This is a genomic window from Pseudomonas mercuritolerans (genome assembly GCF_025706525.1).
GTDB classification, from domain to species: Bacteria; Pseudomonadota; Gammaproteobacteria; order Pseudomonadales; family Pseudomonadaceae; genus Aquipseudomonas; species Aquipseudomonas mercuritolerans.
Genome location: NZ_JAMSHA010000003.1, coordinates 663,690 through 689,288, shown reverse-complemented (window position 1 = coordinate 689,288; position 25,599 = coordinate 663,690). Strand labels below are relative to the sequence as shown.

Sequence of the window (25,599 nt, the reverse complement as noted above, 5' to 3'; positions counted from 1 at the left end):
AGCGCGAAAGCAGTGCACTTAATGCACCAGGAGCCCAATGTGGGAGCGAGCCTGTGATGTGCACGGCAGATGAGTCAAACCTGGCGCCGGACTCTTGTGGGAGCGAGCCTGCTCGCGAATACGGAGTGTCAGTCACCGAATAAATTGACTGGAACGACGCTTTCGCGAGCAGGCTCGCTCCCACAGGGGCGGGGAGATGTGTGTTGCTTATTCGCCGCGATAAATGCAGCCGCTGGTGCACGTCTCATGAATGCGGATCGCGCTGAGTTCCGGCAGCAATGGCTTCATCTCGTTCCAGATGAATTTGGCCAGCACTTCGCTGGTCGGGTTTTCCAGGCCGGGAATGTCGTTCAGGTAGTTGTGGTCAAGACGCTCATACAGCGGCTTGAAAATCGCTTTGATCTCGGAGAAATCGCGAATCCAGCCAGTGTGCGGATCGAGGTCGCCGCTCAGGTGCAGCGCGACCTTGAACGAGTGACCGTGCAGGCGTCCGCACTTGTGGCCGTCCGGGACGTGCGGCAGGCGGTGGGCGGATTCGAAAGTAAATTCTTTGAAGATTTCCACGGTATTTTCGGCTCTGTTCAGATGGCGTTCGCCGCAGCGATTCGGGCAGGCGGCGAGTTTATCAGCTTGTCTTTGGCCGTGCTGACTAAAGGGTCAGCAAGCGCTCGGCGAGGCGACCATTGGCCGTCAGTTCGAGAAATTCGTCGCCCAGTCGGCGGCTCTCGTCCATCGCCGTGTGCCAGTATTTCTGCCGGCTCGGCGCATCGCCCATGAAGCGTTTGAAGTCGTTACGGTCGGGCAGTTTGCCGTAGGGCAGGCGCGCCAGATATTCCTTCGACGGCGCGACCAGCAGCACATCTTGCAGACGCTGCACCGAAGCGCGGCGCCAGGGCAGGGTCTTGTCGAACCAGCCGGGAATCACTCGATCGGTGAAGTGCGGATAGAGCACGATACCGTCGCCGCTGTAGGGCAGGTCGAGGTGGTAGTCGAGCAAACCGCCGTCACGGAACGTACCCGCGCCGGCGCCGGGCAAGTCGCGTACGCCTTCCATGACCATCGGGATCGATCCGGAAGCGAGCAGGGCCTGGCGCAGGTTGCCGGTGTTGAGGGCAACGAAACGCGAGGGGAAATCGGTCAAGGCATCAAGCGGCGGGGCCAGGCGCGGATCGTGGATGATCAGCCGTTCGAAGTGCCGCGACAGCCGCGCACGACCGCGCAGGTTGTCGGCGATCACCGAACCCAGCGCCAGACCGAGGCGCCCGCGATGATCCTCGGCGAGGCGGCCTTGGCTTTTCACCACCATGATGTTCAGTCGGTAATCGGGGTTTTCGAGGATGCTCGCATCGCGGCCGTCGAGCAGGTCATTGAGCATGCGCTGCGAGCTCTGGCTGATCTCGGCCATGGTCACGCCTTTGTTGAAATTCTGCTCGGCGTACAGCTGGCCGAGGCGGCGAATGCCTTCGGCGGCGTCCGGCAGGCAGGCGCTGGCGAAGCGCCAGGAACCCACCGAGGCGCCGATCAGCGAACGCTCACGCGGCGCACTCGGCAGCCACTCGCCGAACAACGCCAGATCGAGCCCCTGAATCCCCAACGCCTTCGGCCCACCGGCCGCACCGGGCAGGGTGCCGACGTCAGCGGCGTGCAATCCCTGCGCACGAATCCGCGCCATGGCCCGCGGGCCGGCCTTGAGAGTGAGGGCGGGAAACTTGATGTGGATGGCGGTCATACCGGTCTCGATCGTTAGCAAGCTGGCGATTATAAGCACATGTTGCAGGCCCATGTAGGAGTGAGCCTGCCCCACAAGGGGGGCAGACGCAAACCAGTGTGGGAGCGAGCCTGCTCGCGAAAGCGGTGGGTCAGAAACATCGTTGCGGCTGACACTGCGCCTTCGCGAGCAGGCTCGCTCCCACAGGGGACCTTGCCAGCAATAGGGCACAATGATGGCCATTCAGTTTCAGTTAAGTTGACCCCGCTAAGGTGCCCACCGTAAGCAACATATAAGAATTCGGAGACACCCATGAAAACCCTGACTGCCCTGACCACTGCCTCGATCATCTGCCTCACCGCCAGCACCGCATACGCGCGCGATCTCGGACCCGACGAAGCGCTTCGTTTGCGCGACGCTGGTACTATCGTCTCCTTCGAGAAGCTCAACGCCATCGCGCTGGAAAAACACCCCGGTTCGGAAATCACCGAAACCGAGTTGGAGGAAGAGTACGGCAAGTTCATTTACCAGATCGAACTGCGCGACCCGAAAGGGCTGAAGTGGGATCTGGAGTTGAACGCGGTCGATGGTGAAGTGCTCAGGGATCATCAGGATACGTAATGAAGCTGAATAGTCGCGCCACCCGCCTCACGGCGCTGGCGCTGGTGTTGTTGTGCAGCACGGCCATGGCTCGCGATCTCGATCAGGACGAGGCGCTGGCCCTGCGTCGCGATGGCGTGATCCTGCCGCTGGAGCAAGTGCTGCAGCAGGCGATGGATCGCTACCCCGGCGCCAAGCTGCTGGAAGTCGAGCTGGAAGAAAAACACGACGTGTACATTTACGAAGTCGAATTGCTGACGGTCGAAGGCGTGGCGCGCGAGCTGCACTTGAAGGCCGATACCGGCGAGTTAGTCAAAGACAAGGAAGATTGATCGATGCGTTTGCTTCTGGTGGAAGACCACGTACCGCTGGCCGACGAATTGCTCGCCGGCCTGCAACGCCAAGGCTACGCGGTGGATTGGCTGGCCGATGGCCGGGACGCGGTGTATCAGGGCAGCAGCGAGCCCTATGACCTGATCATCCTCGACCTCGGCCTGCCCGGCGTGCCGGGGCTGGACGTGTTGGCGCAGTGGCGCGCCGCCGGCCTGGCGATTCCGGTGCTGATCCTTACCGCGCGTGATTCCTGGGCCGAGCGCATCGAAGGGCTGAAGGCCGGCGCTGACGATTACCTGACCAAACCGTTCCATCCGGAAGAGCTGTACCTGCGCATTCAGTCGCTGTTGCGCCGCTCCAAGGGCCAGGCCAACCAGCCGACTTTGCAAGCCGCCGGCCTGCATCTGGACGAAGGTCGCCAGTGCGTGGTTCGCGACGGCGCCGACATTCAGCTGACCGCCGCTGAATTCCGTCTGCTGCGCTATTTCATGCTGCACCCGGAACAGATCCTCTCGAAAAGCCACCTCGCCGAACACCTCTACGACGGTGAGACCGAGCGCGACTCCAACGTCCTCGAGGTCCACGTCAATCACCTGCGGCGCAAGCTCGGCAAAAGCGTCATCGAAACCCGTCGCGGCCAGGGTTACCTGTTCGGCGGGCAAGCTTCATGAGATCAATCCAGCGCCGTTTGAGCCTGGGTTTGATCAGTGTGATGGTGATCGTCGGTCTGGTGCTGGCGCAAACCAGCCTGTGGTTGTTCGAAGTTGGTTTGCAGCGCTACCTCGAAGCCGGCCTGCGCAACGACAGCGAAAGCCTGCTGGTGGCGCTGGTGCGCGGCCCGCAAGGTTTGCAATTGGATGAGCGGCATCTCTCGCCGGCCTATCAGCGGCCGTTTTCCGGGCATTACTTTCGCATCGATTTCTCCGACAGCCACTGGCGTTCGCGCTCGCTGTGGGATCAGGAACTGCCACTGCTGCAACACCCGGGGCTGCACAGCAACCTGCAACTTGGCCCGGGCGGGCAACGCTTGCTAATACTGCGCTCGGACTATCGACGCCTGGGTCAGTCGATCTCGATCAGCGTCGCCCAGGATTACACGCCGGTCAGCGACAGTTTCCAGCGCATGCGCCAGATCGGCCTTGGCCTGGGGCTGGCGGCGTTGCTGCTGATCCTGTTCCTGCAACGCCTGACCGTGCGCCGCGCGCTGAAACCGCTGGAGCGCGCGCGCGAGCAGATCGCTCAGTTGCAACAGGGCCAGCGCTCGCAACTCGACGATCAGGTGCCGGTGGAACTGGAGCCGCTGGTGGCGCAGATCAATCACTTGCTCGCCCACACCGAAGACAGCCTCAAGCGCTCGCGCAATGCCTTGGGCAACCTCGGCCACGCGCTGAAAACCCCGCTGGCGGTGCTGCTCAGCCTGGCCTCCAGCGACAAGCTCGATGACCATCCCGAGCTGCGCAGAATTCTCAAGGAGCAATTGGAACAGGTGCAGCAGCGCCTCAATCGCGAACTCAATCGCGCGCGGTTGTCGGGGGATGCGCTACCCGGCGCGTTGTTCGATTGCGATGCCGAGCTGCCGGGGTTGCTGGCGACCTTGAACATGATCCACGGCGAGCATCTGGCCTTGAGTTACGTCGCACCGCCGGGCTTGCAACTGCCGTGGGACCGCGAGGACTTGCTCGAACTGCTCGGTAATCTGCTCGACAACGCCTGCAAATGGGCCGATGCCGAGGTGCGCTTGAGTGTGATCGAAAGGTCTGACGGCTTTGCCCTGAGCGTGGAAGATGACGGCCCGGGGATTCCCGAAGAGCAGCGCACTCAGGTGTTCAGCCGTGGCACGCGACTGGATGAGCAGACCCACGGGCATGGGCTCGGCCTTGGGATCGTGCGGGATATTGTCGATACGTGGGGTGGCTTGCTGGTGCTGGGCGAAAGCGAGTGGGGCGGGTTGAAAGTGGTGATTGAACTGCCTCGGCGGTGAGCCCTTGAAAAGCCCCTCACCCTAACCCTCTCCCAGAGGGAGAGGGGACTGATTGTGTTGTTCTTGAGAGATGCATCCACTTGAAATCCGAGTCGAACTCAGGACTTGAATGGCATGAAGATCGGCTCCCTTTCCCCCTCGCCCCCCTTGGGGGGAGAGGGCTGGGGTGAGGGGGGATTGGAACTGACACCCCGCACTTGTGCATCAAACGCGAAACTGATCCATCAACCGCTGCTGCTGATTCGCCAGGCTGTTGAGCGACTGGCTGACCCGCGCCGATTCATTCGCTTGGCCCGACAGCGACTCGGTCACATCGCGAATCGTCGCCACGTTGTTATTGATCTCCTCGGCCACGGCACTCTGCTCTTCGGCGGCGCTGGCGATTTGCAGGTTCATGTCGCTGATCACCGTCACCGCATCGCCGATCTGCCGCAGCGCCGTCACCGCCTGGCCAACCTGCTCGACACTGCCCTGGGCCTGACGATGGCTGTTGCCCATCGAACCGACCACTTCCTGCGTGCCGTTCTGCAGTTGCTCGATGACCTGGCGGGTTTCCTCCACCGACTCCTGAGTCCGGCGCGCAAGGTTGCGCACTTCGTCGGCGACCACGGCAAAACCGCGTCCGGCCTCACCGGCGCGGGCGGCTTCGATGGCGGCGTTGAGCGCCAGGAGGTTGGTCTGCTCGGCGATGGCGCGGATGGTTTCCAGCACCGTGCCGATTTTCTCGCTGTTCGCAGCCAGGCCTTCGACCTGAACCATCGCTGCGCTCATGTCGGCGGCGAGGGTGTCGATGCCCGCGGTGGTGCGGTCGATCACGGTCAGGCCCTGGCGGGTGGCGCGGTCGGCGTCCTTGGCGGCTTCGGCGGCCTGCGCGGCGCTGCGTGCAACGTCCTGGGCAGTAGCGCTCATTTCGTGGGACGCGGTGGCGACCTGATCGACCTGGCGATATTGCTGCTCCATGCCTGCGCTGGTCTGGGTGGCGATGGCCGACGACTGGTCGGCAGTGTTGCGCGCGTCCTGCACCGAGCGTTTCACCTCGGCGATGATCGGTTGCAGCTTGTCGAGAAACCGGTTGAACCAGCCGGCCAGTTGCCCGAGTTCATCCTGCTTGTCATAGGCCAGACGCCGGGTCAGGTCGCCTTCGCCGCTGGCGATGTCTTCAAGCATGTGCGCCACACCGAGAATCGGCTTGGTCACGCTGCGCGCCATCAGCCACACCAGCAGCAGACCGATCAGCGCGGCGAGCAGGCCCAGGCTCAGTTCGATCAGCGTACCCGAGGTATTGCTCGCATCCAGTTGCTGTTTGAGCGCTTCGGCGCGGCTGACCAGGACTTTCTCCGGCACATCGAGCAACACACCCCATGCCGGTCCGTCGGGAATCGGCTGGAACGGCGACAGCACCTTCAACTGGCCGTTGCTGTGCAGGCTGCTCACGCCAGTGCTCGCGGCGAGCAGGCGCAGCAACTCGCTGCCGCTGGCCTGATCCACCGCATCCAGGCGCTGGCTGAGTTTGCCGGCATCCGGGCTGTAACCGGCGAGCAGGCCGGCGGGGCTGACAATACTGACGGCGGTCTGGCCGTCATACAGCTTGCGGCTGGCGTTCTGGCTGATCGCTTGCAGGCTGTTGAGGTTGATGTCGACTGACAGCGAGGCGATGACTTTGCCATTGACCTGCAGCGGGAAGACGATGCTGGTCATGAGCACTTTGTGGCCGTCGATGACATAGAAGTACGGCTCGATCACACACGGTTTGAGCGTGGTGCGCGGGCACGTGAACCAGGCGTTGGCGGCCTGACCGCTGGGGCCGGTGCTGGTGTCGCTCATGTCGCTTTCCGGCAGCGCCATCGAGGTGACTTTGCCCGGGGTCGGCTGCGACCAGTACAGGGCGAAACGGCCCTTGTCGTTGCTGCCCAGTTCAGCCTGATCGGCGAACAGTTCGTCCTTGCCGTCCAGCGCGTTGGCTTCGAACACCAGCGACAGGCCGAGCAGGTCCGGGTTGGCTTGCAGCGCGGATTTGACCTGACGGGTCATGTCCTCGCGCAGGTCGAAGGCATCGAGAAAACGCTTCTCGGCCTGCTCACGCAAAAACAGTACCTGCCGCGAGAAGCCGTGGCCGTACTGATAAGCGTCCATGAACTGCTGACGAATGCCGGCGGCCTGCACTTCACCTTGCGACTCGATCCGCGCCTGGGCCGACTCGGTGAGCATCTCCATGCTCGAGGCCTTGACCAGCGCCGAGCTGTGTTCCATGCGATACAGCGAAAGACCGACCAACAGGGTCACGATACCGGCCAGGCAGAGGCCGGCGAGCAGGGTGATTTTCCATTGGATGGAAAGTTGTCTGAGCGACATGGAAAACATCCTTATCCGATAAATATCTGAGACTTTGCACTGTAGCGGCCGCGTTTCGGCTTTCTTTATGTCGTGAGCGCAATATGACCGATTGCCGCATGCGGGGCCTGTGGTCCTGTCCTGTGGTCCTGTGGTCCTGTGGCGAGGGGATTTATCCCCGTTCGGCTGCGAAGCAGTCGTGACACCTGCGTATAGGGTTGATTTGAAGTTTGCCGGGGGCGGCTTCGCCACCCAACGGGGATAAATCCCCTCGCCACGGGGCTTTGACACCGCCGCCACTCTGCGGCACAGTGCGCGCCCTCTAACAAGACCCTCTGTACACATCCGCCGGCCAATCCCGGGCGGACTCATCCTGTCTGGCGGTGTGTTTTCACCCGCAGTGTTTTTTGAGGTAGTGAAATGAATGCAGTCATAGCAGCCGTCGGCGTCATGCTGATCCTCAGCCTGTCGCGCGTGCATGTGGTGATCGCGCTGATCGTCGGGGCGCTGGTCGGTGGCCTGACCGGTGGTCTGGGCATCGACGCAACACTCAAGGCGTTCAACAGCGGTCTGGGCGGCGGCGCGACCGTGGCGTTGTCCTACGCCTTGCTCGGCGCGTTCGCCGTAGCGATTGCCAAGTCGGGCCTGGCCCATGCGCTGGCCGACAAGGCCCTGGCCATGGTGGATCGGCAGCATGCAACCGGCGGCGGTAACGTCAAATGGCTGCTGATCGGCCTGCTGTGGGTAGTAGCGATTGCTTCGCAGAACATCCTGCCGATCCATATCGCGTTCATTCCGCTGCTGGTGCCACCACTTCTATATGTACTGACCAAGCTGCAACTCGATCGCCGTCTGATCGCCTGCGTCATGACCTTCGGCCTGATCACCCCGTACATGTTCCTGCCGGTGGGCTTCGGCAACATCTTCCTCAACGAAATCCTGCTGGCCAACGTCGCGCGCAGCGGCGTCGACATCAGCGGCATCAATGTCACCCACGCCATGGGCATTCCGGCGCTGGGCATGGTCTTCGGCCTGGCGATGGCGTTCATCAGCTATCGCAAGAAGCGCGTGTATGACCTGGCGAAGATCGAACAGGTCGAGCAGACGGCGGTGCACTACAACCCGCTGAGCCTGATGATCGCCGGTGTGGCCATTGCTTCGGCATTCGTGGTGCAGTTGCTCTTGGACTCGATGATTATCGGCGCTCTGGTCGGGTTTCTGATTTTCTCGGTGTCGGGCATCGTCAAATGGCGCGAGACCGATGATCTGTTCACCGAAGGCATGAAAATGATGGCGATGATCGGCTTCATCATGATCGCCGCCTCAGGCTTTGCCGAGGTGATGAAGGCCACCGGGCAGGTGCAGACGCTGGTCGAATCGTCGGCGGCCTGGATCAATCACAGCAAAGGTGTCGGGGCTTTGTTGATGCTGCTGGTGGGCTTGCTGGTGACCATGGGCATCGGTTCGTCGTTCTCTACCGTGCCGATTCTCGCAGCGATCTTCGTGCCGTTGTGCGTGCAACTGGGCTTCAGCCCGATCGCCATTGTCTGCATCGTCGGCACTGCCGGTGCGCTGGGCGATGCCGGTTCACCGGCCTCGGACTCGACCCTCGGCCCGACCTCGGGTCTGAACATCGACGGCCAGCATCACCACATCTGGGACACCGTCGTACCGACCTTCCTGCACTACAACCTGCCGCTGCTGGTGTTTGGCTGGGTGGCGGCGATGGTTCTGTAAGAATCCACAATTGCCCCATGTGGGAGCGAGCCTGCTCGCGAAGGCGTCGTGTCAGTCGACACACAGGTTGCTGAGCCAACGCTTTCGCGAGCAGGCTCGCTCCCACAGGGGGGGCGGCGATGTTTCAAGACTCAACTTTTGCTCCGGCGTGCCGTTAAAGCCTTTAACCACGCCAACAAAATCAAAAGAGTGAGTCCCCCGATGCGCCTGAGTCTCAAGGCTAAAGTCCTGTCCCTTGCCGTTCTGCCGGTGCTGCTCTTTGCGCTGGTTATCAGCGTGACCACGCTGTTCATCCTCCAGGAACAGGCGCGCAAGGAGGTCGAACAGACCCGCGAGCGGCTGCTCAGCGACGCCAAGGCCACCCTGCAAAGTTACGTCGCCGTGGCCATGACCACGATCAAACCGCTGTACGACGCCGCCGCACCGGGCGACGACGCGGCGCGGGCGCAGGCGATCAAATTGCTCTCGGGCATCCGCTACGGCAAGGACGGCTACTTCTTCGGCTACGACTCCGAGACCGTGCGCCTGTTCAAGGCCAACGACCCCGACGGCGTGGGCAAAAGCTTCAAGGACAACCGTGATCCGAACGGCGTCTACGTCAACCTCGGCCTGGTCAAGGTGGCCAAGGACGGCACTCACTATCTGCAATACAGCTCGCCGCTGCCGGGCAACGCCAAGGTGCTGGTGCCGAAGCTCGGCTACACCGAATACCTGCCGAAGTGGGACATGGCGGTCGGTACTTCGGTCAACCTCGACGGCATCGAAGCGCAAGTGGCGCTGGTCGAGGCGCAAGTGCAGGAGCGCGTGCAAGGCGTGGTGCTGAGCATTGTCGGCGTTGCGGTGCTGGTGCTGCTGGTTATTGCGGCGGCGGGCATGCTGCTGGCCAACACCATTCTGCGTCCGCTGACCCTGATGAAAGCCAACCTCGACGACATCGCGGCGGGCGAGGGCGACCTGACCCGGCGCCTGAACATCACCAGCCAGGACGAACTTGGCGAACTGGCCGGCTCGTTCAACCGCTTCGTCGACAAGATCCACGGCCTGGTGCGGCAGATCACCGAGATGACCACGCAACTCACCGGGCTGGTCACCCAGGTCTCGGAACAGGCGCAGCGTTCCGATCAGGCGATGGAGCGTCAGCGCCACGAAACCGATCAGGTCGCCACCGCGATCAACGAAATGTCCGCCGCCGCTCAGGAAGTGGCGAAGAGCGCGCAAAACGCCGCCGTCGCCGCGCAGCAGACCGACGAAGAAGGCCAGAGCGCCAAGCGCGTGGTCGCGGGCAGCATCAAACAGATTCATGCGCTGGTCGACGATATCCGCAACAGCGGCGTGTCGCTGGACAGCTTGCAGCAGGACGTCAGTTCGATCGTCGGCGTGCTTGGGGTGATCCGTTCGATTGCCGAGCAGACCAACCTGCTGGCGCTTAACGCCGCGATCGAAGCGGCGCGCGCCGGTGAGGCCGGTCGTGGCTTTGCGGTGGTTGCGGACGAGGTACGCGCACTGGCCAGCCGCACGCAGATCAGCACCCAGGAAATCCAGGGCATGATCGACCGCTTGCAGGCCGGCACGCAGCAGGCGGTCGAAGCGATGCGCCGTTCCAGCGAGGCTGGCGACGGTACTTCGCAGCAAGCCAATCAGGCCGGTGCATCGCTGGATGCCATGGCGCAGTTGATCGCGACAATCAACTCGATGAACGCGCAGATCGCCAGCGCAGCGGAAGAGCAGACGGCCGTGGCCGAAGAGATCAACCGCAGCGTGCATCAGATTGCTGTGGCGGTGGACAGCGTCGCCGATGAAACGCAACTGGGCGCGCAAACGTCGCGCAGTCTGGCGGAGCTCGGGCAGCGGTTGGGCAAGCTGGTCGGGCAGTTCCGTATCTGACGCAATTCTGGAGCCCTGCATAAACCCTGTGGGAGCGAGCCTGCTCGCGAAAGCTGTGTATCAGACGCTGCTCTGATATCAGACGGACCGTATTCGCGAGCAGGCTCGCTCCCACATTTGGATTTGTGTAGGGCTTAAGATCTGTCCCAATAGGGAATCTCGCCAAAGCATTCGACAAAAAAATCAATCACCGTCCTGACCTTCACCGACAACCGCCGGCTCCCCGGCCACAGCACGGCGATCTGCTGCGGTTCCAGACTGTTCGACACCTGATATTCCCCCAGCACCGGCACCAGTGTGCCCTCGCGCACCGCTTCGCCAATCAGCCACGACGGAAACATCACCAGCCCTAAGCCTTGCTGGGCGGCCTGGGTCAGGGTGTCGGCGTGGTTGCCGGTGATCGGGCCTTTGACGGTGTACGGCGTCCAGTCCTCGCCATCACGGCGGAAAAACCAGCGCTGCTGACCGGCCGCGCCTTTGTAGGCCAGGCACTGATGCTGCGCGAGTTCGTCCGGATGCTGCGGCGTGCCTTGGCGTTTGAGATAGGCCGGGCTGGCGGCGACCTGAAAGCGGTGCGGCGCCAGAACGCGTGCCTGCATGCTTGAATCGTGCAGCGCGCCGATGCGAAACAGCAGGTCGGCGCCTTCCTGTAACGGGTCGACGTAATGGTCGGTTTGCTGGATATCCAGTTGCAGCTTCGGATAGCGCGCGCAGAGCTCACCCAGCCAGGGCGTCAGATGGCGTTGGCCGAACACCACCGGGGCGTTGATGCGCACCAGTCCGGTGGGTTCGCTTTGCTGTTCCTGCAACGCCTGTTCGGCTTCTTCCAGTTGCACCAACAGCAACCGCGCATGGTGGCCGAGCGTGCGCCCGGCTTCGGTCGGGGTGACGGCGCGGGTGTGGCGGTAGAGCAATTGCTGGTTCAGCGCCTGCTCCATCAATTGGATCTGCCGCGAAATCGAGGAGGGCGCGACCCCTTCGCGGCGGGCGACTTCGGAAAAACTGCCGTGGTCGAGGACCGCTACAAACAGCCTTAACGCTTTGAATCCGAGTTCGTTGAGCCCCTGCATGCTGTGTCTCGCTGTGCGTGATGCGCAAAAGTGTTGTCCGGATGCTCCCATTTATCGCACAGCGGCGCCAGCCGATAATCCGCGCCATTGTTTTTGAGCGTGGAAGGTTATGTATGCAGACGTTGGATGAAGGGGTGGTTGCTGCACCGGTAAAAAGGTCGGTGTTGCGTCTGCTGTTGCTGCCGCTGGTGATCCTTGCCGGCATGGGCTTGTCGGTAGAAGCCGGATTGCTCGGGCCGCTGGGCGAGCAGGTCGGGCATTTGTGGGCGACGTTGAGCATCTTCGGCGTGGGTTCGGCAATTCTGTTTTTGCTCCTGCTGTTTGCCGGTCCGCAAAAAGGTCCGGCGCTGACCGAACTGCCGCGCTGGCAGTTGATCGGCGGTTTTCTCGGGCCGATCTACGTGGTGGTGCTGACGCTGGCGACGCCGCATATCGGCATTGCCATGACGATGATTGCGATTCTGTCCGGTCAGGTCGGCAAGAGTGTGCTGATCGACCATTTCGGCTGGTTCGGCGCGACGCGCAAGAAGGTCAACGGCGAGCGCTGGCTGGCGTTGGGCTTGATTGTGGTGGCTTTGGTTCTGATTGCGTGGGGGTGAGTGATGGGTCTGGTGATTTTGTTGGCGGTGGTGGTGTTGGCCGGTGCGGTGTTGAGTGTACAGGCTGCGATCAATGGTCGTCTGGGGGAGACGGTGGGTGTGCTGCGTTCCAGTCTGCTGACCTTTGCGGTGGGCGCGGTGGTGACCGGGTTGTTGATTCTGTTTTTCGAGCCGGCGCAGGCGGTGAGTCTGCTTGAGGTGCCGAAGTGGCAGTTGACCGGGGCGCTGTTTGGCGTGGTGTACATGATGGTGATGGTTGGCGCGGTGCCGGTGGTCGGGACGGCTGTGGCGACGGTGGCGGTGATTGTCGGGCAGTTGGGGATGGGGATGTTGATCGATAATTTTGGCTGGTTGGGGAATCCGGCGATCGGCTTGTCTCCGAGCCGGATGCTGGCGATGGTGTGTCTGGCGGTGGCTTTGGTGTTTATGTATCGGAGTTCGAGGCAGGCGCAGTGATTTTATTTGTTTGACTGTGTACATATCCGTTGCTGCGGGTGTTGCTTCTGGCGGTTCCGCTGTGTACGACTGCGTCGTTCGGTCGCTGCGCTCGCACGTCCGGATCAATCCCTCCACTCAGCCTGCCGACGGGCTCTGAGATCAAGATCAAAAGCGGTACTCGAGCTTGCGCTCATTGTTTTGAGTGGTTAGGAGCGGGTGGTGTCTGGCTTTGGTTTTGTGCTGGGATTCGCCCCTCACCCCAGCCCTCTCCCGGGGGAGAGGGGGCCGATTTTCGGGCTTTTCAAAATTTGCGTTCGACTCGGTATTCCACGTCGGCGGGTTTCTCGCAATCATCTCGGTCAGTTCCCTCTCCCTCCGGGAGAGGGCTAGGGTGAGGGGCTTTTGATGTCTGCGCAGGTCTGTGCTGCGCGCAGTTGTTCTGTGGGAGCGAGCCTGCTCGCGAAAGCCACTTCTGCGTCGCCCAATCTCTCAACAGTTGGCCAGCCTGCAACACCACCTTCTACACTGTCCCTTATGGCTTGCTCGCAAGCCTCAGACAACCACCACGCAAGGAGTCTGTCCCATGTCCGATAAAAAATGCGACTGCCCGGGCTGCAATTGCACGATCAAAGAAGGCGAACATTCCTACGCTGTGCACGGCAAACACTATTGCTGCGAGGCTTGCGCTCATCACCACAAACACGGTGAAGAGTGTGCGATGAAGGGCTGCGGTTGCGCTCATCCGAAATAAGCGCGGCAAAAAAAAGTGGAGCCTAATCAGGCTCCACTTCCATTTTCAGACTGTCGTCTTCCTGTCGCTCAAAGTGCCTCACCGTGCCTTGCAGTGTTCGCCCTTCGACCTTGACCACCACAATCTTCGCTTGGTGGAGGTCTTCCGGTACCGGTGCCTGGACGCACAGGGTGAAGCGATAAGGGTCATCCGCGACCGTTTCCAGTGCGACTGCGCAATTCACCGTTTTGGTGATCTGGCCGAAGAAGGTGGTCAGGCCGTAGTCCAGTCGGGCCGGGTGATAAGTGTCGGTCATCGGTCGATTCCCCCTGTCGATTGCCAAGCCTGCGGTGAAGGCGGTGGGGTCAGTTGGTCTGGCGCCAGGTGACGTTTTCCAGACCGAATTTTTCTGCCATCGGTTTGCTGGTCTTTTGCACTTTCTCGCGGCCGAAGCGCGGGATGCGACCCACGCCCGCGTCGCAGCTTGCCCAATGCCAGGCTTCGGCGTTGTCCATTTTGTCCGAGCGGATAATGAACGACTTGGGGGTGCCATGCAGTGTGTAGTCGATGACGTAAAGTTTTGCGTTGTTCATAAAGCCCGTATTCCTCCCTGTGGTATTAAACGGATCGCGCTGTGCCGGGAAAATTCATTCGGATTGTCCGACGGTATCTATCGTTGGCGAGGGCGGGGCGTGCTGGTTACCATGGCGGCTTCGCCAACCCCCTGTGAATGCTCGCCATGGCCCTCGCCGCGCCCCCTGATCTGACCGACACCGATGTGCCCGTGCAACCGCTGGCGCGGACCTATCCGCGTGGTTTGTTCATCGAGCCGCACGAGCATGTCTGGGGGCAGTTGCTGTATGCGATGAGCGGGGTGATGTGGGTGGAAACCCCGCACGAAGCGCTGGTGGTGCCGCCGCAGCGGGCGGTGTGGTTGCCGCCGGGAGTGCCGCACGGGATTCGTGTGGTGTCGGATTTGCAGATGCGCAATATCTACCTGCGCCCGGCGCTGGCGGCGACCCTGGATTCGACGGTGCAGGTGATCGAAGTCGGCGGGTTGCTGCGCGAGTTGATCGTCGGGCTTGTGGCGCAGGGCGATGCCGGCGAGGCTGAGTATTACGAGGCACTGGTCGGGCTGGCGTTGCTGGAACTGCGCCGGGCCAGGCGTTCGCAACTGAAGATTCCGCTGCCGGATGAGTCCGACCGGCGTCTGATGAATCTGTGTCAGGCCGTGATGGCCGCGCCGTCGCTGGAGATCCCGTTCGAGCAGCATGCGCAGAACGCCGGGGCCAGCGTGCGTACGCTGGCGCGCTTGTTCAAGGACAGCCTCGGCATGGGCTTCTCCGAATGGCGGCGCCAGGTGCAGTTGGCGACGGCGGTGGCGGCGTTGATTCAAGGCGTGGCGGTGAGCGTCATTGCTCGCGAACTGGGTTATTCACCGAGCAGCTTCAGCGACATGTTTCGCCGGGAGCTGGGGGTGGCGCCTTCGCAATTCTCGGCAACTTGAACAGATCCATGTGGGAGCGAGCCTGCTCGCGAAAGCTTTGCACCAGGCAATGAAGTGCTGACTGGAAGACCGCATTCGCGAGCAGGCTCGCTCCCACACGGTTCTGTGGCGGCTGCAGAAGGTTTGTCCGAAATTCAGAAGTCCTTGGCCGATACCGCTCCGCCCGTTTCCCTAGACTCTGCCCATCACTTATCGCGGCGGAGTTCCCCCATGAACTACCTCATTTCTCTGGCCATCGGCCTGGGCGTCGGCCTGCTCTACGGCGCGCTCGATTTCCGTTCTCCCGCACCACCGGCGATCGCGCTGGTCGGCCTGCTCGGCATGTTGGCCGGTGAGCAGTTGTGGCCGCTGGGCCGGCAACTGGTCGCTGGCTGGTTGTCCTGAATTTCCCTTTTTCTTTTCGGTGGATGTGCCCATGAAAGCGTTGCAATTCGATCAGACCGGCGACCTGTCTTCCCTGCGTTTCGTCGACGTTCCGACCCCGGTGCCCGGCGCCGATGAAGTGCTGGTGCAGATCAAGGCTGCCGGCCTCAATCCCAGCGATGTGAAAAACGTCCTCGGGCGTTTTCCTTACACCACGCTGCCACGGGTTCCCGGGCGGGATTTTGCCGGGGTGGTGGTCGAGGGGCCGCAAGCACTGATCGGTCAAGAAGTCTGGGGTACCGGGCGCGAACTGGGCTTCTTCGCTGACGGCGCCCATGCGCAATTCGTCAAATTGCCGGCCAGCGGCGTGGCGCACAAACCGGCGCATTTGAGTTTTGCTCAGGCGGCCAGCCTTGGCGTGCCGTACACCACGGCGTGGGATGCGCTGGAACGCAGCCTGGTCAGCGCCGATACGCGTTTGCTGGTGATCGGCGGCGGGGCAGTGGCCACGGCGGCTTTGGCCCTGGCAAAAGTGCGCGGCGCGCAATTGCTGGCGGCGGCGCGCCGGCCCGAGCAGGTAGCCGATTTGCAGAAGCAGGGCTATCAGACGATTCAACTGGATAAGCCAGAAGACCTCGGTGTCCAGGTCAACGCGGTGTATCGCGGCGGCGCCGATGTGATCTTCGACACCACCGGTTTCTGGCTGCCGGCCTCGGTCGCCGCACTGGCCACCTTCGGCCGCATCGCCATCATCGCCGCGCCGGTCGACGGCCACGTGCAATTGCCGGCGCTGGCGCTCTATCGAAAAGGCGGCTCGGTGGTCGGGATCAACTCCTTGTTGTACGGCGTTGAGGCGTGCGCGGCGATGCTCGAGCAGTTCGGGCGGTTCTTCGATGAGGATCGCTTGCCGCTGCCGCAGGGCTTGGTGGAGGTGCCGCTGTCTGAAGGGCTGGCGCGCTATGAAGAGGTCAATCAGGGCGGTGGCGACAAGATCATCTTGCTGCCCTGACTCACGCAAAACCCTGTGGGAGCGAGCCTGCTCGCGATGACGGTGGATCAGTTAAACAGTCGGCGACTGACACACCGTTTTTCGCGAGCAGGCTCGCTCTCACAGGGAATACATAGGATCCGGGATCATTTCCGTAGGATCCCGGCCCCTTCTCTGTGGGCCACGTCCTTTTCGCTCGCAGACCGGCAAAACAGGGAAAGGTCTGACTTCACCCATTGCAGTGCACCGTTGCACAGTCCCGTCTTTCACTCAGACACAGGGACAGGTGGATGCGCATCGCTGGCAGGCCCGTTGTTTTCACTCTCGAGATAGAAGGCGTTTCCCACGATCTTCAAGTGTTCGGTTTTCGCACCCGGGAAGTGCTCAACCAGACCTACGAACTGGATCTCGAGCTGGTCAGCGAGCGGCCCGATGTGGATCTGGAAGGCTTGCTGCATCGGCCGGCCTTTCTCTGTTTCGGTGTCGACGGTAGCGGCATGCACGGGCTGGTCTATCGGGTCGGCCAGGGTGATTGCGGTGTTCGGCTGAGCCGTTACCAGATCACCCTGGCGCCACACCTTGCCTACCTCGCGCATCGGCGCAATCAGCGGATTTTCCAGAACCTGAGCGTGCCGCAGATCATCGCCAATGTGTTGAGCGATCACGGCATGCAGGCCGATGCCTGGCATTTTCAGCTCAGCGCCGAGTACCCGGCGCGGGTGTATTGCGTGCAATACCAGGAATCCGATCTGCACTTCATCCAGAGGCTGTGCGAGGAGGAGGGCCTGCACTTTCACTTTCGCCACCGCCGTGAGGCGCACCTGTTGGTGTTCGGCGACGATCAAACGGCGTTCCTCAAACACGACGTGACGACGCGCTATTTACAGGGCAACGGCCTGGTTGCCGATGCGCCGGTTATCGAGCAGTTCACTGTGCGCCTGGAGCCACGCTCCAACCTCGTCGAGCGCCGCGACTATCACTTCGAAAAGCCCGCAGTGCAGTTGGACGCCAAGGTCAGTGCAGCGCGGGTTCCGCTGCTGGAAGATTATGAGTTTCCCGGCCAGTTCACCCACCGCGAGCGCGGCAAGCACCTCAGCCAGCGTGCGCTGGAGCGCCATGGTGCCGACTATCGTCTGGCTAACGGGCGCAGCAATCAGGCGCTGATGCGCGGCGGCAGTTTCATGACCATGGCGGATTACTCGCGCGCCGACTGCAACGATTTATGGTTGCTGACCGAGGTCGAGCACATCGGTAAACAGCCGCAAGTGCTCGAGGAAGCGTTCACCGAGCAGGCTGACGCAGATGGTTTCAGTCAGGGCTATCGCAACCATTTCGTCGCGACACCGTGGGACGTGGTGTTTCGCCCGCAGCTCAAGCATGTCAAACCGCGCGTCAGCGGCAGTCAGTTGGCGGTGGTGACCGGCCCGCCCGGCGAAGAAATCTACAGCGATGCCTACGGCCGCGTGAAAGTGCAAATGCTCTGGGATCGCGACGGCCAGCGTGATGAACAGTCAAGTTGCTGGCTGCGCGTGGCCACTGCCTGGGCGCATGACCGCTACGGCAGCGTGCAGATTCCTCGCGTCGGTATGGAAGTGCTGGTGGGGTTCACCGATGGCGATCCGGACAAACCGCATGTGCTCGCCTGCCTGCCCAACGCCGAAACGCCGGTGCCACTGGACCTGCCGGCGCAACAGACGCGCAGTATCTGGCGCAGCCAGAGCAGCCCCGGCGGCGGTGGTTACAACGAACTGCGCATCGAGGACCGGCAAGGCGCGGAAGAAATCTCCATCAGGGCGCAGCGCGACTTGGTGCAGCACGTGCTCAATGACTTGCGTGTGCAGATCGACAACCTGCATAGCCAAGTGATTGGTGGCGTCTCCAGCCTTGAGTTGCGTGACGAGGAACATCATCTGACCCATGGCAATCGCCTGACTGAACTCAAGCAGGACGATCATCTGTGGGTGCAGGGCGAGCAGCATGTGCGGGTCACCAGCCAGCGCGTCAGTGCGGCGCAGCAGCTGCATTTCGGCGCGGGCGAGCAGGTGGTTTTCAACAGCGGCCTGCAGATCACTCTGGCTGCTGGCGGGCATTGGCTGACGGTCGGCGCCGCCGGCATTTTCAGCAGTGTGCCGGTGGTGCAGGGCGGCGCGCCGACGGTGTGTCTGCCAGCGGAACCCTTGCTGCCGGGCGCTGCGCCGTTGCTCAAGGCGACGTTCGATGCCGTGCAGCAACGGCATGCGCTGCTGACCACGCGGACCTCGCGTTGCCTGATCTGCGAGGCGGCCCAGGCATGAGCCTTTTGACGGATTGGCCTGAAGGTTTGCCGTGGGCTGAGCAGCAGGCGTTTGTGCTGCTCGATGGTGCGACGATCACGGATTTACCGGCGCAACTGCGAAGGCTCGATCCCGCCGCCAACGCTTTCGCGCTGTACGACCAGCCACCGTTTTCGGCCCTGCGTGACGTCTCGCCGCTGCTGGTGGCGCTCGCTGACGCTGACGATCCGGTGGCGCGGTTTTATTGCCAGCATGCCCAACAGGAATGGGGCGTGCTGTTGTTCAGCGCCGCGCCGGCGCATGAAATCGTCGCGCATTTGCGCCAGTTGCTGATCGTCGAGTTGCCGGTCGGCTCGCCGGTGTTGTTGCGGCTGGCGGATGCCGCGGTGGCGCAGGCGCTGTTTGCCAGCGGCGATGCGAGTCTGTTCGGGCCGCTGGGTTGTGTGGTCACGGCGGATGGTGCGCGGCAAGTCTGGCACTGTCAGCGACCTCGGCACGGGCAGGGTGGGGCGCTGGTGGCGCCGTATCGGTTGAGTGCCGAGCAGGATGCCGCGCTGGATCGGGTGGATCGGCGGCGGGTGTTGCTCGACATCGATACGCACCTGCTCAAGCACTTTCCTGACTTTCATGTCGGGGACACGGCAGTTGAACGCTGGCAATTGCTGGAACGCATCCACGCCCACGCCAGCGAGCTTGCCTTGAGCAGCCCGTCCGAAATTCTGCTGTACGCCAACGTGGTGGCATGGCTGGACGATGCAACGTGCAGCCGGCATCCGCAGATCCATCAGCTGATGCACACGCCTTCGCTGCAATCCCCCGGCGAGCGCGTTGCGATTGCCGCTGCAATGGCCTTTCGATGGGCCTCTGAGAGACATCAATCATGAACCATCCCGCCAACCTCGATGCGTTAGCCGCCTCGAAAGCGCCCATTGGTGCGCCAGCCGCCTGCCCCTTGCGCAACACCCACGTGCAACTGCTACCCCTCGCTTACGGCCTGGTGGAAAAACCCTTCGACCCCAGCAGCGAACTCACGCTGCCGTACACCCTGACCACGCGCCCCATGGGCATCCGCCGCCTGCGCGATGGTTGGCTGTACATCGTCGACAGTCTCAGCGGTGAGCTGTACGAATACCGCGTGCTCAACGGCGTCATCAGCGCATTGCTGCATCGCGGCAAAAGCGTCAGCGAGGAGCAGCGCAGCGCCATCGAAGAACGTCCGGCGTTGATCTTCTCGCGTAAAAGCACCCTCTACGTGACCTTCGCCGACGTGCAGTTGAGCGCGGCGAAGTGCCGACAGGTGCTGGACAGCGCGGAGGAGCGCGAGCACTTCATGCAGGCGGTCGATCTTGGCCCGGTGCATTGTCTGATCGGCGGCGAGCATCTGCTCACCGTGGCCCAGGCGAAACAGTGGCTGGCGGAAGTGGCCTGCACAGCGAAACCGCTGGCCGAGGCCGACGCCACGCGGATGTCGACGGTGCAGGTCAGCGATGCGCCCGAGCACGAACGCGAACCCTATCTGTGGGAAAACCCGCGACGTTTTCGCGAGGCGCATATCGGCGAATTTCTTGGTCGGGTGCGCGGGCCTTATCAGGACGACACGCTGTTTCTGCTGGTCAACGACGACCTCGGCGTGATGTGCGATCTGGCTGATTATCAGGACCTGGTGGTCGGCTGGATCGAGCAGTGGAGCAACACCGACAACAACGAGCGCGACTATCTGCTGGCCAGTTACATCGAGTCGCTGAGCCAGCTCGGATCTCAGGACTTCGACACTTTGGCCAAGGCCAGCGACGATCCGCGCGCCCAGGCATTGTTCGCTGAACTGGAGCAATTGCCCGAGCCGGATCGGGAAAATACCCGGCAGGCATTGCTTGAGTATTTAAACAAAGGTGGTGAGGTTGTCCCGACCGATACTCAGGCTCGACCTGAACTGCAACAACAGCGCGAAAAGGCTTTGGACGAGTCATTGGCGCTGAACCGCTTTGATGGCGTCGCCCCTGATTTCACCGCGCACGCTCGCGTCACCGCCGAGGCGGATCGGCGCTTTTACACCCGTGGATATTTTGCTGAAGTCGCCCCGGCCGACTTCGTCGAGCGTCACCTGAGCACACTGGTCGAGCTCGGCAAGGATCAGAGCCGACGCATGAAAGACGTGCTCGACGGCCCGCTGCTCAGCGGCAAACGCGGCATCAACGACCTGATCGACCGCCCGGCCATGGACGAGGTGCTGAACAGTCATCGCGACAACCTCGGACGCTGGAATCGCCTGCTCGAACGCATCACCGCCGACCGCGCGCAACTGCTGTGCGCCGGGCGTTTCCATCGCTCGGCGTGGTATTTCGACGGCCAAGTGCAGATCGATCAGGCGCTCGCCAGCGAATACGCCTGCCTCAAGGACATCGGCCGCAGCGACGCGGCCAACGAACAAATGCTCGGTTACCTCGAACAACACCCGCAACTGACCCGCCCGCTGTTCTACACCTTGCCGCTGCGCTTGCAGACCGAACAGGCCGGGCAATATTCAACGCTGTTCAACGCCGGCATGGCGATGTTCAACAACCTGCCGGACTGGCTGGCCAAATTGCAGAGCATCGAGCAGCCGCAGCTGCCGGCACTGGACGACCTGCCCGCACACAGTCGCGTCTTGGCGGACGCGGTGCAAGACACTTACAGCCCGGCGCTGAACCTCGGCCTGAGCCGGGCGCTGGAAGGCTTCGATCTTGCCGGCGAGAAAATCCCCGACCTCGACGAACTGTTCCAGCGCCTGCCCAAAGCCCTGCGCCTGCGCGTCTTCGACGCCGCACGAACCAGCGGCGTGACCTTCACCGTGTCCACCCCGGCGGAGCAATCAGCGCTGCAAGCCACGATCAAGGAAGTGCTGCGCGAACGCGACTACCTGAAGACCCTCAACCGCGAACGCAACCAGCTCACCCACAACAAAAACCGCCAGGGCCACAAAACCGCCCGGGCGGTGGAATTGCAGCAGGAAATCGTCCGCGTGCGCACGCAACTGGCCTTGTTCGAAGGAAGGCTGGCGGCAGCGTTAAGCCCGATTGACGAACTGCCGGATCGCTCGGCACGGCTGTATGGCGCCACCCCGGCGAAAGCGGGCGTGACGGTGGTGTTTCCGCCGGCGCAGCACGGGGAATTGCGTGGGTTGCTGGAGAATATTCGTGCGGGGGTGGCGGGCGTTTCGAAGGCGAGTCTGGTGCGGACGGAGGGGATGGGGTTGTTGGTGGTGTTGGTGCAGGTGGTGAATTTGGTGGGGGTTTATCGAGAGGTGATGAAGCAGACGAGGGACAGGAAGAAACGGGCGGATTTTGTTGCTGCCGTAATCGCGACAGGCGCAGCCGGATTTACCGCTGCGCAAGGGCTCGCCGATACGGCGCTCAAGGCTCGAAGCGCGAGTCTTATTGCCAGCATGCAGGTTGAAGCGCTGCGACAGGTTCATGTGCAGATGGGGAAGTTGCATGTTGGGTTGGGGGCGTTTACTTATGTTCTGGGTTTGAGAACTTCGTTTGCCAGCTTCAGAATTAGCGATCGAAAGTGGCAAGATGCAATTCGTAGTGGCACTCAATTTGAGCAGAAAGCGGCTGCGGTGGCGACGTTGGGCGCCGCAGGTATGGTTGCAACTAACGGATATGGGGCGAGCAACACTTTTCACGCTTCTTTTAAAGTGCTGACTGCAGCGAACAGTTCGGCACGCGCAGCAGCGTGGGCTGCCGCTGGCACACGTCTTTCTACTGTATTTTTTCGCTTCAATCTCGCCGGTGCATTGTTCACCGTGCTGGAATTCGTCGGAACGTGGCTATTCCATCGCTACAACCTCTCTGCCCACGATAAGTGGTTGAAAATCACGCCCTGGAGCCGTAATGAAGAGATGCGCGGTGACCACTCCCTGGATGACTATCAAAACTATCTGGCGTTTTTGATACACGCTCCTTACGCCCAATCAGGACCTGATCCGAGTGACACTTGGCTGAAGACTTTATTATTTGGCGCCAAACCCAGTGATATTCATTTGGTTCTGCCGAGGCTGGCGCTAAACGATCTTCTGCCGCCGTTAAACGGTAAACCGAGTCAACGCTTGGGAATCGGTGCCCATCGACTTGTTGCACCGCTGCATGGTCGCGGTGTGCCGCAAGTACGCAAGGAAGTCATCAGTGAGGAGATATTGAGCAGTCTGCGAATCGTGAAGTCATCACCAGATGGTTTGGTGCTTTGTCTTCAGTACCCCATCCGTCCCGATTCTGACTACACGCCTGCAAAGGAAACGCTCGAACTTGCCATATGTATCCAGACCGTCAATGGCAAAGGTGGGGCGGAGTCAAGAACGCGCGTGATTCATATTGACCCTCTGGATAGCGGTCATTTTGCTGTAGTAACTCCCGGCTCGGTTAAAGACAACCCTCCGGTTTTGCTGGTAGAAACTCAATACCTCGAATGGGCTGACCATGCTGAATAATCGCAGTAATCCTCTTTCCAGTTCGGAATATGAGGGGGTTAAAAAAGCGGGCGATATTGAGCCGTTCCCAAGCGGGAAGATTACCTATCTCGCACCGTTGCCATTACCTACATCAATGCCGCCTTACGGACCTCATATCGGAGCGTTCAATGACGGATACATGGACTTTGGTCTCGGCTCACTGGAGGTATTCCCATGGCAGCTAATTCTCGGCGCGACGACCGCAGGAACTTTTATGGTTCTCGTTTTAATTCCTTTATTTACGGGCTTGCTAGGGATTCTTTTTGGCTATGGAAACGAGGCGATTTGGGAATCAATGGTTGGTGTATTCGAAGTGGCGTTGGAAAATGAATTAATTTGCGGTCCCCTGATCTTGCTCATCGGTATTGGCGTCTGGCACCACCACCACAAAAAACGCCTCTCCCTAATTCCAACCCGCTTCAACCGCCAACGCCGCGAAGTCTGTTTCATGCCCGAAGGCGCCAGCGAGCCAGTCTTCGTCCCATGGGAATCGCTGTCCGCCTGGATCATCGAAGCCAAAGGCGCCACCCAGTTTGGCATCCATCGACAATACGGCATGGGCATCGGTTTTCATCACGGCGAAACTCTCACCAGCCTCGAATTCCAATGCGCCGGCCTGGAGCTCGCGATCAGCCATTGGGAAGCAATTCGCGGTTACATGGAGTACGAAGTCAACGACCTCAAATCGATTCAGGATTTGCAAGACCTTCAAGGCCCGGATGACCCACCCCACGAAGGCTTGCACACTTTCCGTAACGCCCGCGCGCGGATGCACCAGCAGATCCGTGAAGGCCGCCGCTCGCGGCTGTCGGGATTTTTTTGGTACCTGTATCACGTCATGACTTTATGGACGATTCCAAACCGTTTGGTCGAATGGGAAGTGCGCCGTCTGGAAAGAATCGGCAAACAGGCGCTGCCGGAAGCCATGCGTGCCTGGTCCGAGCCGCTGCCCGAAGAGCAATGGTCCAAGCCCAGTGAAGAGCTGTTGCGACTGAGTGAACAAGTGCGGCGGATGCACAAGCGCCAGCCGCATTGGCCGATTACGCAGATTTTTGCTCAGGTTTGCAGGCGGGCTGAGTGCTGATGTTGAGCAGTTTTGTGGCCAGAGGGTGGGAGGTTTTTTGCCTGTTTGAGCGCCTTCGCGAGCAGGCTCGCTCCCACAGAGGACCGCGTTGGATGCGGATGTTTCGGTTGATGTTGGCCGAGGCGAGAGACCCTCGGGGTGACGGCCATTTCTCAGTTGTTGCTACCGGGTCGGTCAAGCAAAACCCGATGGTTCTGCTGGTTGAAACTCAATACCTCGAATGGGCTGACCATGCTGAATAATCACAATGAGCCTCTTGTTGATGAGCAATTTGAGGTGATTAGAAGAGCGGGTGATGTAGAGCCGTTCCCAAGCGGAAAAATTACCTATGTCGCACCGTTGCCATTACCTACAGCAATGCCGCCTTATGGGCCTCACATTGGGGAGTTAAAAGAAGCATACATGGACTTTGGGCTTGGACTGCCAGAGGTATTTTCGTGGCAGGTAATTCTCGGCGCGCCAACCGCAGGCGCCTTTATGATCATTGTTTTATTTCCTTTATTTACCGGCTTGCTAGGTATTATTTTTGGCTATGGGAACGGGGCCATTTGGGAATCAATGATTGGTGTATTCGAAGAGGCTTACAAGAACCAATTAATCTGCGGCCCCTCGATCCTTCTTATTGGCCTGGGCGTCTGGCACCACGTCCACAAAAAACGTCTCTCCCTCATCCCAACCCGCTTCAACCGTCAACGCCGCGAAGTCTGCTTCATGCCCGAAGGCGCCATCGAGCCAGTCTTCGTGCCATGGGAATCGCTGTCTGCCTGGATCATCGAAGCCAAAGGCGCCACCCAGTTTGGCATCCACCGCCAATACGGCATGGGCATCGGTTTCTACCAAGGTGAAACCCTCATAAGCCAGGAATTCCAATGCGCCGGCCTGGAGCTCGCGATCAGCCATTGGGAGGCGATTCGTGGCTACATGGAGTACGAGGTCAACGACCTCAAATCGATCCAGGACCTGCAAGACCTTCAAGGCCCGGACGACCCGCCCCACGAAGGCCTGCACACTTTTCGCAATGCCCGGGCGCGGATGCATCAGCAGATCCGTGAAGGCCGCCGCTCGCGGTTGTCGGGATTTTTTTGGTACCTGTATCACGTCATGACTTTATGGACGATTCCCAACCGTTTGGTCGAATGGGAAGTGCGCCGTCTGGAAAGAATCGGCAAGCAGGCGCTGCCGGAAGTCATGCGTGCATGGTCCGAGCCGCTGCCCGAAGAGCAATGGGCCAAGCCCAGTGAAGAGCTGTTGCGACTGAGTGAACAAGTGCGGCGGATGCACAAGCGCCAGCCGCATCGGCCGATTACGCAGATTTTCGCTGAGGTTGGCAGGCGGGGCTGACTGGACGGTGCAGGCAGGTTCGATTGCTTTCGCGAGCGGGCTAGCTCCCACAGGAGACCACCGTACAAATGTGGGAGCGAGCCTGCTCGCGAAGGGGGCCGCTCGGTCAGCACAAAAATCTGCGCGCTCGCGCTCTGCTAGAATCC

Annotated in this window: 23 protein-coding genes and 2 pseudogenes; 18 read left to right on the top strand and 7 right to left on the bottom strand. The window is 61.1% G+C overall.

The features are described from left to right. Positions 1-207 precede the first annotated feature (207 nt). Both queD and ND528_RS11625 read right to left on the bottom strand, forming a co-directional pair. Entirely contained in the window at positions 208-564 is a 357-nt protein-coding gene (queD, locus tag ND528_RS11630) for a 6-carboxytetrahydropterin synthase QueD (RefSeq protein ID WP_007915588.1), read from the bottom strand. An 85-nt stretch (positions 565-649) separates the two neighbouring features. Continuing rightward, positions 650-1,729 carry a patatin-like phospholipase family protein gene (locus tag ND528_RS11625; protein ID WP_263470358.1) on the bottom strand — a complete coding sequence of 360 codons (1,080 nt, stop codon included), beginning with the start codon at positions 1,727-1,729 and terminating at the stop codon, positions 650-652. 291 nt (positions 1,730-2,020) lie between these two features. Between ND528_RS11625 and ND528_RS11620 the strand changes: the two genes are divergently transcribed. The 4 genes from ND528_RS11620 to ND528_RS11605 are packed head-to-tail and all read left to right on the top strand — an operon-like array spanning position 2,021 to position 4,622. Continuing rightward, positions 2,021-2,329, top strand: coding sequence for a PepSY domain-containing protein (locus tag ND528_RS11620; RefSeq protein ID WP_024013515.1), 309 nt, complete (start codon positions 2,021-2,023; stop codon positions 2,327-2,329). After that, entirely contained in the window at positions 2,329-2,640 is a 312-nt protein-coding gene (locus ND528_RS11615; protein WP_016775413.1) for a PepSY domain-containing protein, read from the top strand. Before ND528_RS11620 ends, ND528_RS11615 begins: the two co-directional genes overlap by 1 nt. A gap of 3 nt (positions 2,641-2,643) precedes the next feature. Further along, the gene (locus ND528_RS11610) at positions 2,644-3,312 is read left to right on the top strand and encodes a response regulator transcription factor (protein ID WP_016775412.1); all 669 of its coding nucleotides are present in this window, start codon (positions 2,644-2,646) and stop codon (positions 3,310-3,312) included. Further along, complete coding sequence (locus ND528_RS11605; RefSeq protein ID WP_130929656.1) at positions 3,309-4,622, top strand: sensor histidine kinase; 1,314 nt, start codon at positions 3,309-3,311, stop codon at positions 4,620-4,622. Before ND528_RS11610 ends, ND528_RS11605 begins: the two co-directional genes overlap by 4 nt. Positions 4,623-4,826: 204 nt before the next feature. On the opposite strand, the gene ND528_RS28380 is transcribed toward ND528_RS11605, so the two are convergent. Both ND528_RS28380 and ND528_RS28375 read right to left on the bottom strand, forming a co-directional pair. Next, positions 4,827-5,582, bottom strand: a complete 756-nt coding sequence (locus ND528_RS28380; RefSeq protein WP_408005034.1) for a methyl-accepting chemotaxis protein — start codon at positions 5,580-5,582, stop codon at positions 4,827-4,829. Positions 5,583-5,684: 102 nt separating this feature from the next. Then, positions 5,685-5,831: pseudogene (locus ND528_RS28375) on the bottom strand (HAMP domain-containing protein); the annotation flags it as partial. Between the two features lie 1,542 nt (positions 5,832-7,373). Here ND528_RS28375 and ND528_RS11595 point away from each other — a divergent pair. The 3 genes and pseudogenes from ND528_RS11595 (at position 7,374) to ND528_RS28365 (ending at position 10,574) form a co-directional block, all read left to right on the top strand. Continuing rightward, positions 7,374-8,690, top strand: a complete 1,317-nt coding sequence (locus tag ND528_RS11595; RefSeq protein ID WP_024013513.1) for a Na+/H+ antiporter family protein — start codon at positions 7,374-7,376, stop codon at positions 8,688-8,690. A 201-nt stretch (positions 8,691-8,891) separates the two neighbouring features. Next, a pseudogene (locus tag ND528_RS28370) lies at positions 8,892-9,716 on the top strand (cache domain-containing protein); the annotation flags it as partial. Positions 9,717-9,752: 36 nt separating this feature from the next. Then, positions 9,753-10,574, top strand: a complete 822-nt coding sequence (locus ND528_RS28365) for a methyl-accepting chemotaxis protein (RefSeq protein WP_370695145.1) — start codon at positions 9,753-9,755, stop codon at positions 10,572-10,574. Between the two features lie 134 nt (positions 10,575-10,708). Here ND528_RS28365 and ND528_RS11585 read toward each other — a convergent pair whose 3' ends face one another. Then, complete coding sequence (locus ND528_RS11585) at positions 10,709-11,644, bottom strand: LysR family transcriptional regulator (protein ID WP_263470356.1); 936 nt, start codon at positions 11,642-11,644, stop codon at positions 10,709-10,711. Positions 11,645-11,757: 113 nt separating this feature from the next. Between ND528_RS11585 and ND528_RS11580 the strand changes: the two genes are divergently transcribed. From ND528_RS11580 to ND528_RS11570, 3 genes are all read left to right on the top strand, one after another. Next, entirely contained in the window at positions 11,758-12,243 is a 486-nt protein-coding gene (locus ND528_RS11580; RefSeq protein ID WP_263470355.1) for a DMT family transporter, read from the top strand. Between the two features lie 3 nt (positions 12,244-12,246). Next, positions 12,247-12,699 (top strand): DMT family transporter, encoded by a 453-nt coding sequence (locus ND528_RS11575; protein WP_016775406.1) that lies wholly within the window; start codon positions 12,247-12,249, stop codon positions 12,697-12,699. 565 nt (positions 12,700-13,264) lie between these two features. Further along, positions 13,265-13,432, top strand: a complete 168-nt coding sequence (locus ND528_RS11570; protein ID WP_016775405.1) for a metallothionein — start codon at positions 13,265-13,267, stop codon at positions 13,430-13,432. Between the two features lie 22 nt (positions 13,433-13,454). On the opposite strand, the gene ND528_RS11565 is transcribed toward ND528_RS11570, so the two are convergent. Both ND528_RS11565 and ND528_RS11560 read right to left on the bottom strand, forming a co-directional pair. After that, positions 13,455-13,727, bottom strand: coding sequence for a hypothetical protein (locus tag ND528_RS11565; RefSeq protein ID WP_137214711.1), 273 nt, complete (start codon positions 13,725-13,727; stop codon positions 13,455-13,457). Positions 13,728-13,776: 49 nt separating this feature from the next. Next, positions 13,777-14,004 (bottom strand): DUF6555 family protein, encoded by a 228-nt coding sequence (locus ND528_RS11560; protein WP_016775403.1) that lies wholly within the window; start codon positions 14,002-14,004, stop codon positions 13,777-13,779. 137 nt (positions 14,005-14,141) lie between these two features. Here ND528_RS11560 and ND528_RS11555 point away from each other — a divergent pair, with 137 nt between their 5' ends. The 8 genes from ND528_RS11555 (at position 14,142) to ND528_RS11520 (ending at position 25,453) form a co-directional block, all read left to right on the top strand. Continuing rightward, the gene (locus ND528_RS11555) at positions 14,142-14,918 is read left to right on the top strand and encodes an AraC family transcriptional regulator (protein ID WP_263470354.1); all 777 of its coding nucleotides are present in this window, start codon (positions 14,142-14,144) and stop codon (positions 14,916-14,918) included. A 210-nt stretch (positions 14,919-15,128) separates the two neighbouring features. Then, on the top strand, positions 15,129-15,302 hold the full coding sequence (locus ND528_RS11550) for a DUF1427 family protein (RefSeq protein WP_073471384.1): 174 nt from the start codon (positions 15,129-15,131) through the stop codon (positions 15,300-15,302). A 31-nt stretch (positions 15,303-15,333) separates the two neighbouring features. Continuing rightward, positions 15,334-16,290, top strand: a complete 957-nt coding sequence (locus ND528_RS11545) for a quinone oxidoreductase family protein (RefSeq protein ID WP_263470353.1) — start codon at positions 15,334-15,336, stop codon at positions 16,288-16,290. 269 nt (positions 16,291-16,559) lie between these two features. Beyond that, positions 16,560-18,563, top strand: a complete 2,004-nt coding sequence (tssI, locus tag ND528_RS11540) for a type VI secretion system tip protein TssI/VgrG (RefSeq protein ID WP_263470352.1) — start codon at positions 16,560-16,562, stop codon at positions 18,561-18,563. Beyond that, positions 18,560-19,426, top strand: coding sequence for a DUF4123 domain-containing protein (locus ND528_RS11535; protein ID WP_263470351.1), 867 nt, complete (start codon positions 18,560-18,562; stop codon positions 19,424-19,426). The genes tssI and ND528_RS11535 overlap by 4 nt, the downstream gene beginning before the upstream one ends. Next, positions 19,423-23,007: a toxin VasX gene (locus ND528_RS11530; RefSeq protein WP_263470350.1), complete on the top strand. Its 3,585-nt coding sequence runs from the start codon at positions 19,423-19,425 to the stop codon at positions 23,005-23,007. Before ND528_RS11535 ends, ND528_RS11530 begins: the two co-directional genes overlap by 4 nt. Then, positions 22,997-24,112 (top strand): hypothetical protein, encoded by a 1,116-nt coding sequence (locus ND528_RS11525; protein ID WP_263470349.1) that lies wholly within the window; start codon positions 22,997-22,999, stop codon positions 24,110-24,112. Before ND528_RS11530 ends, ND528_RS11525 begins: the two co-directional genes overlap by 11 nt. A 201-nt stretch (positions 24,113-24,313) precedes the next feature. Further along, positions 24,314-25,453 (top strand): hypothetical protein, encoded by a 1,140-nt coding sequence (locus tag ND528_RS11520; protein WP_263470348.1) that lies wholly within the window; start codon positions 24,314-24,316, stop codon positions 25,451-25,453. Positions 25,454-25,599: the final 146 nt, after the last annotated feature.

Coding starts and splice junctions, on each gene's coding strand:
- ND528_RS11560 (WP_016775403.1), bottom strand. CDS start 14,004: ATGAACAACGCAAAACTTTACGTCATCGACTACACACTGCATGGCACC.
- ND528_RS28380 (WP_408005034.1), bottom strand. CDS start 5,582: ATGGAGCAGCAATATCGCCAGGTCGATCAGGTCGCCACCGCGTCCCAC.
- ND528_RS11615 (WP_016775413.1), top strand. CDS start 2,329: ATGAAGCTGAATAGTCGCGCCACCCGCCTCACGGCGCTGGCGCTGGTG.
- tssI (WP_263470352.1), top strand. CDS start 16,560: ATGCGCATCGCTGGCAGGCCCGTTGTTTTCACTCTCGAGATAGAAGGC.
- ND528_RS11595 (WP_024013513.1), top strand. CDS start 7,374: ATGAATGCAGTCATAGCAGCCGTCGGCGTCATGCTGATCCTCAGCCTG.
- ND528_RS11580 (WP_263470355.1), top strand. CDS start 11,758: ATGCAGACGTTGGATGAAGGGGTGGTTGCTGCACCGGTAAAAAGGTCG.
- ND528_RS11610 (WP_016775412.1), top strand. CDS start 2,644: ATGCGTTTGCTTCTGGTGGAAGACCACGTACCGCTGGCCGACGAATTG.
- ND528_RS11625 (WP_263470358.1), bottom strand. CDS start 1,729: ATGACCGCCATCCACATCAAGTTTCCCGCCCTCACTCTCAAGGCCGGC.
- ND528_RS11620 (WP_024013515.1), top strand. CDS start 2,021: ATGAAAACCCTGACTGCCCTGACCACTGCCTCGATCATCTGCCTCACC.
- ND528_RS11530 (WP_263470350.1), top strand. CDS start 19,423: ATGAACCATCCCGCCAACCTCGATGCGTTAGCCGCCTCGAAAGCGCCC.
- ND528_RS11605 (WP_130929656.1), top strand. CDS start 3,309: ATGAGATCAATCCAGCGCCGTTTGAGCCTGGGTTTGATCAGTGTGATG.
- ND528_RS11525 (WP_263470349.1), top strand. CDS start 22,997: ATGCTGAATAATCGCAGTAATCCTCTTTCCAGTTCGGAATATGAGGGG.
- ND528_RS11555 (WP_263470354.1), top strand. CDS start 14,142: ATGCTCGCCATGGCCCTCGCCGCGCCCCCTGATCTGACCGACACCGAT.
- ND528_RS11550 (WP_073471384.1), top strand. CDS start 15,129: ATGAACTACCTCATTTCTCTGGCCATCGGCCTGGGCGTCGGCCTGCTC.
- ND528_RS11570 (WP_016775405.1), top strand. CDS start 13,265: ATGTCCGATAAAAAATGCGACTGCCCGGGCTGCAATTGCACGATCAAA.
- ND528_RS28365 (WP_370695145.1), top strand. CDS start 9,753: ATGACCACGCAACTCACCGGGCTGGTCACCCAGGTCTCGGAACAGGCG.
- ND528_RS11575 (WP_016775406.1), top strand. CDS start 12,247: ATGGGTCTGGTGATTTTGTTGGCGGTGGTGGTGTTGGCCGGTGCGGTG.
- ND528_RS11535 (WP_263470351.1), top strand. CDS start 18,560: ATGAGCCTTTTGACGGATTGGCCTGAAGGTTTGCCGTGGGCTGAGCAG.
- ND528_RS11545 (WP_263470353.1), top strand. CDS start 15,334: ATGAAAGCGTTGCAATTCGATCAGACCGGCGACCTGTCTTCCCTGCGT.
- ND528_RS11565 (WP_137214711.1), bottom strand. CDS start 13,727: ATGACCGACACTTATCACCCGGCCCGACTGGACTACGGCCTGACCACC.
- ND528_RS11585 (WP_263470356.1), bottom strand. CDS start 11,644: ATGCAGGGGCTCAACGAACTCGGATTCAAAGCGTTAAGGCTGTTTGTA.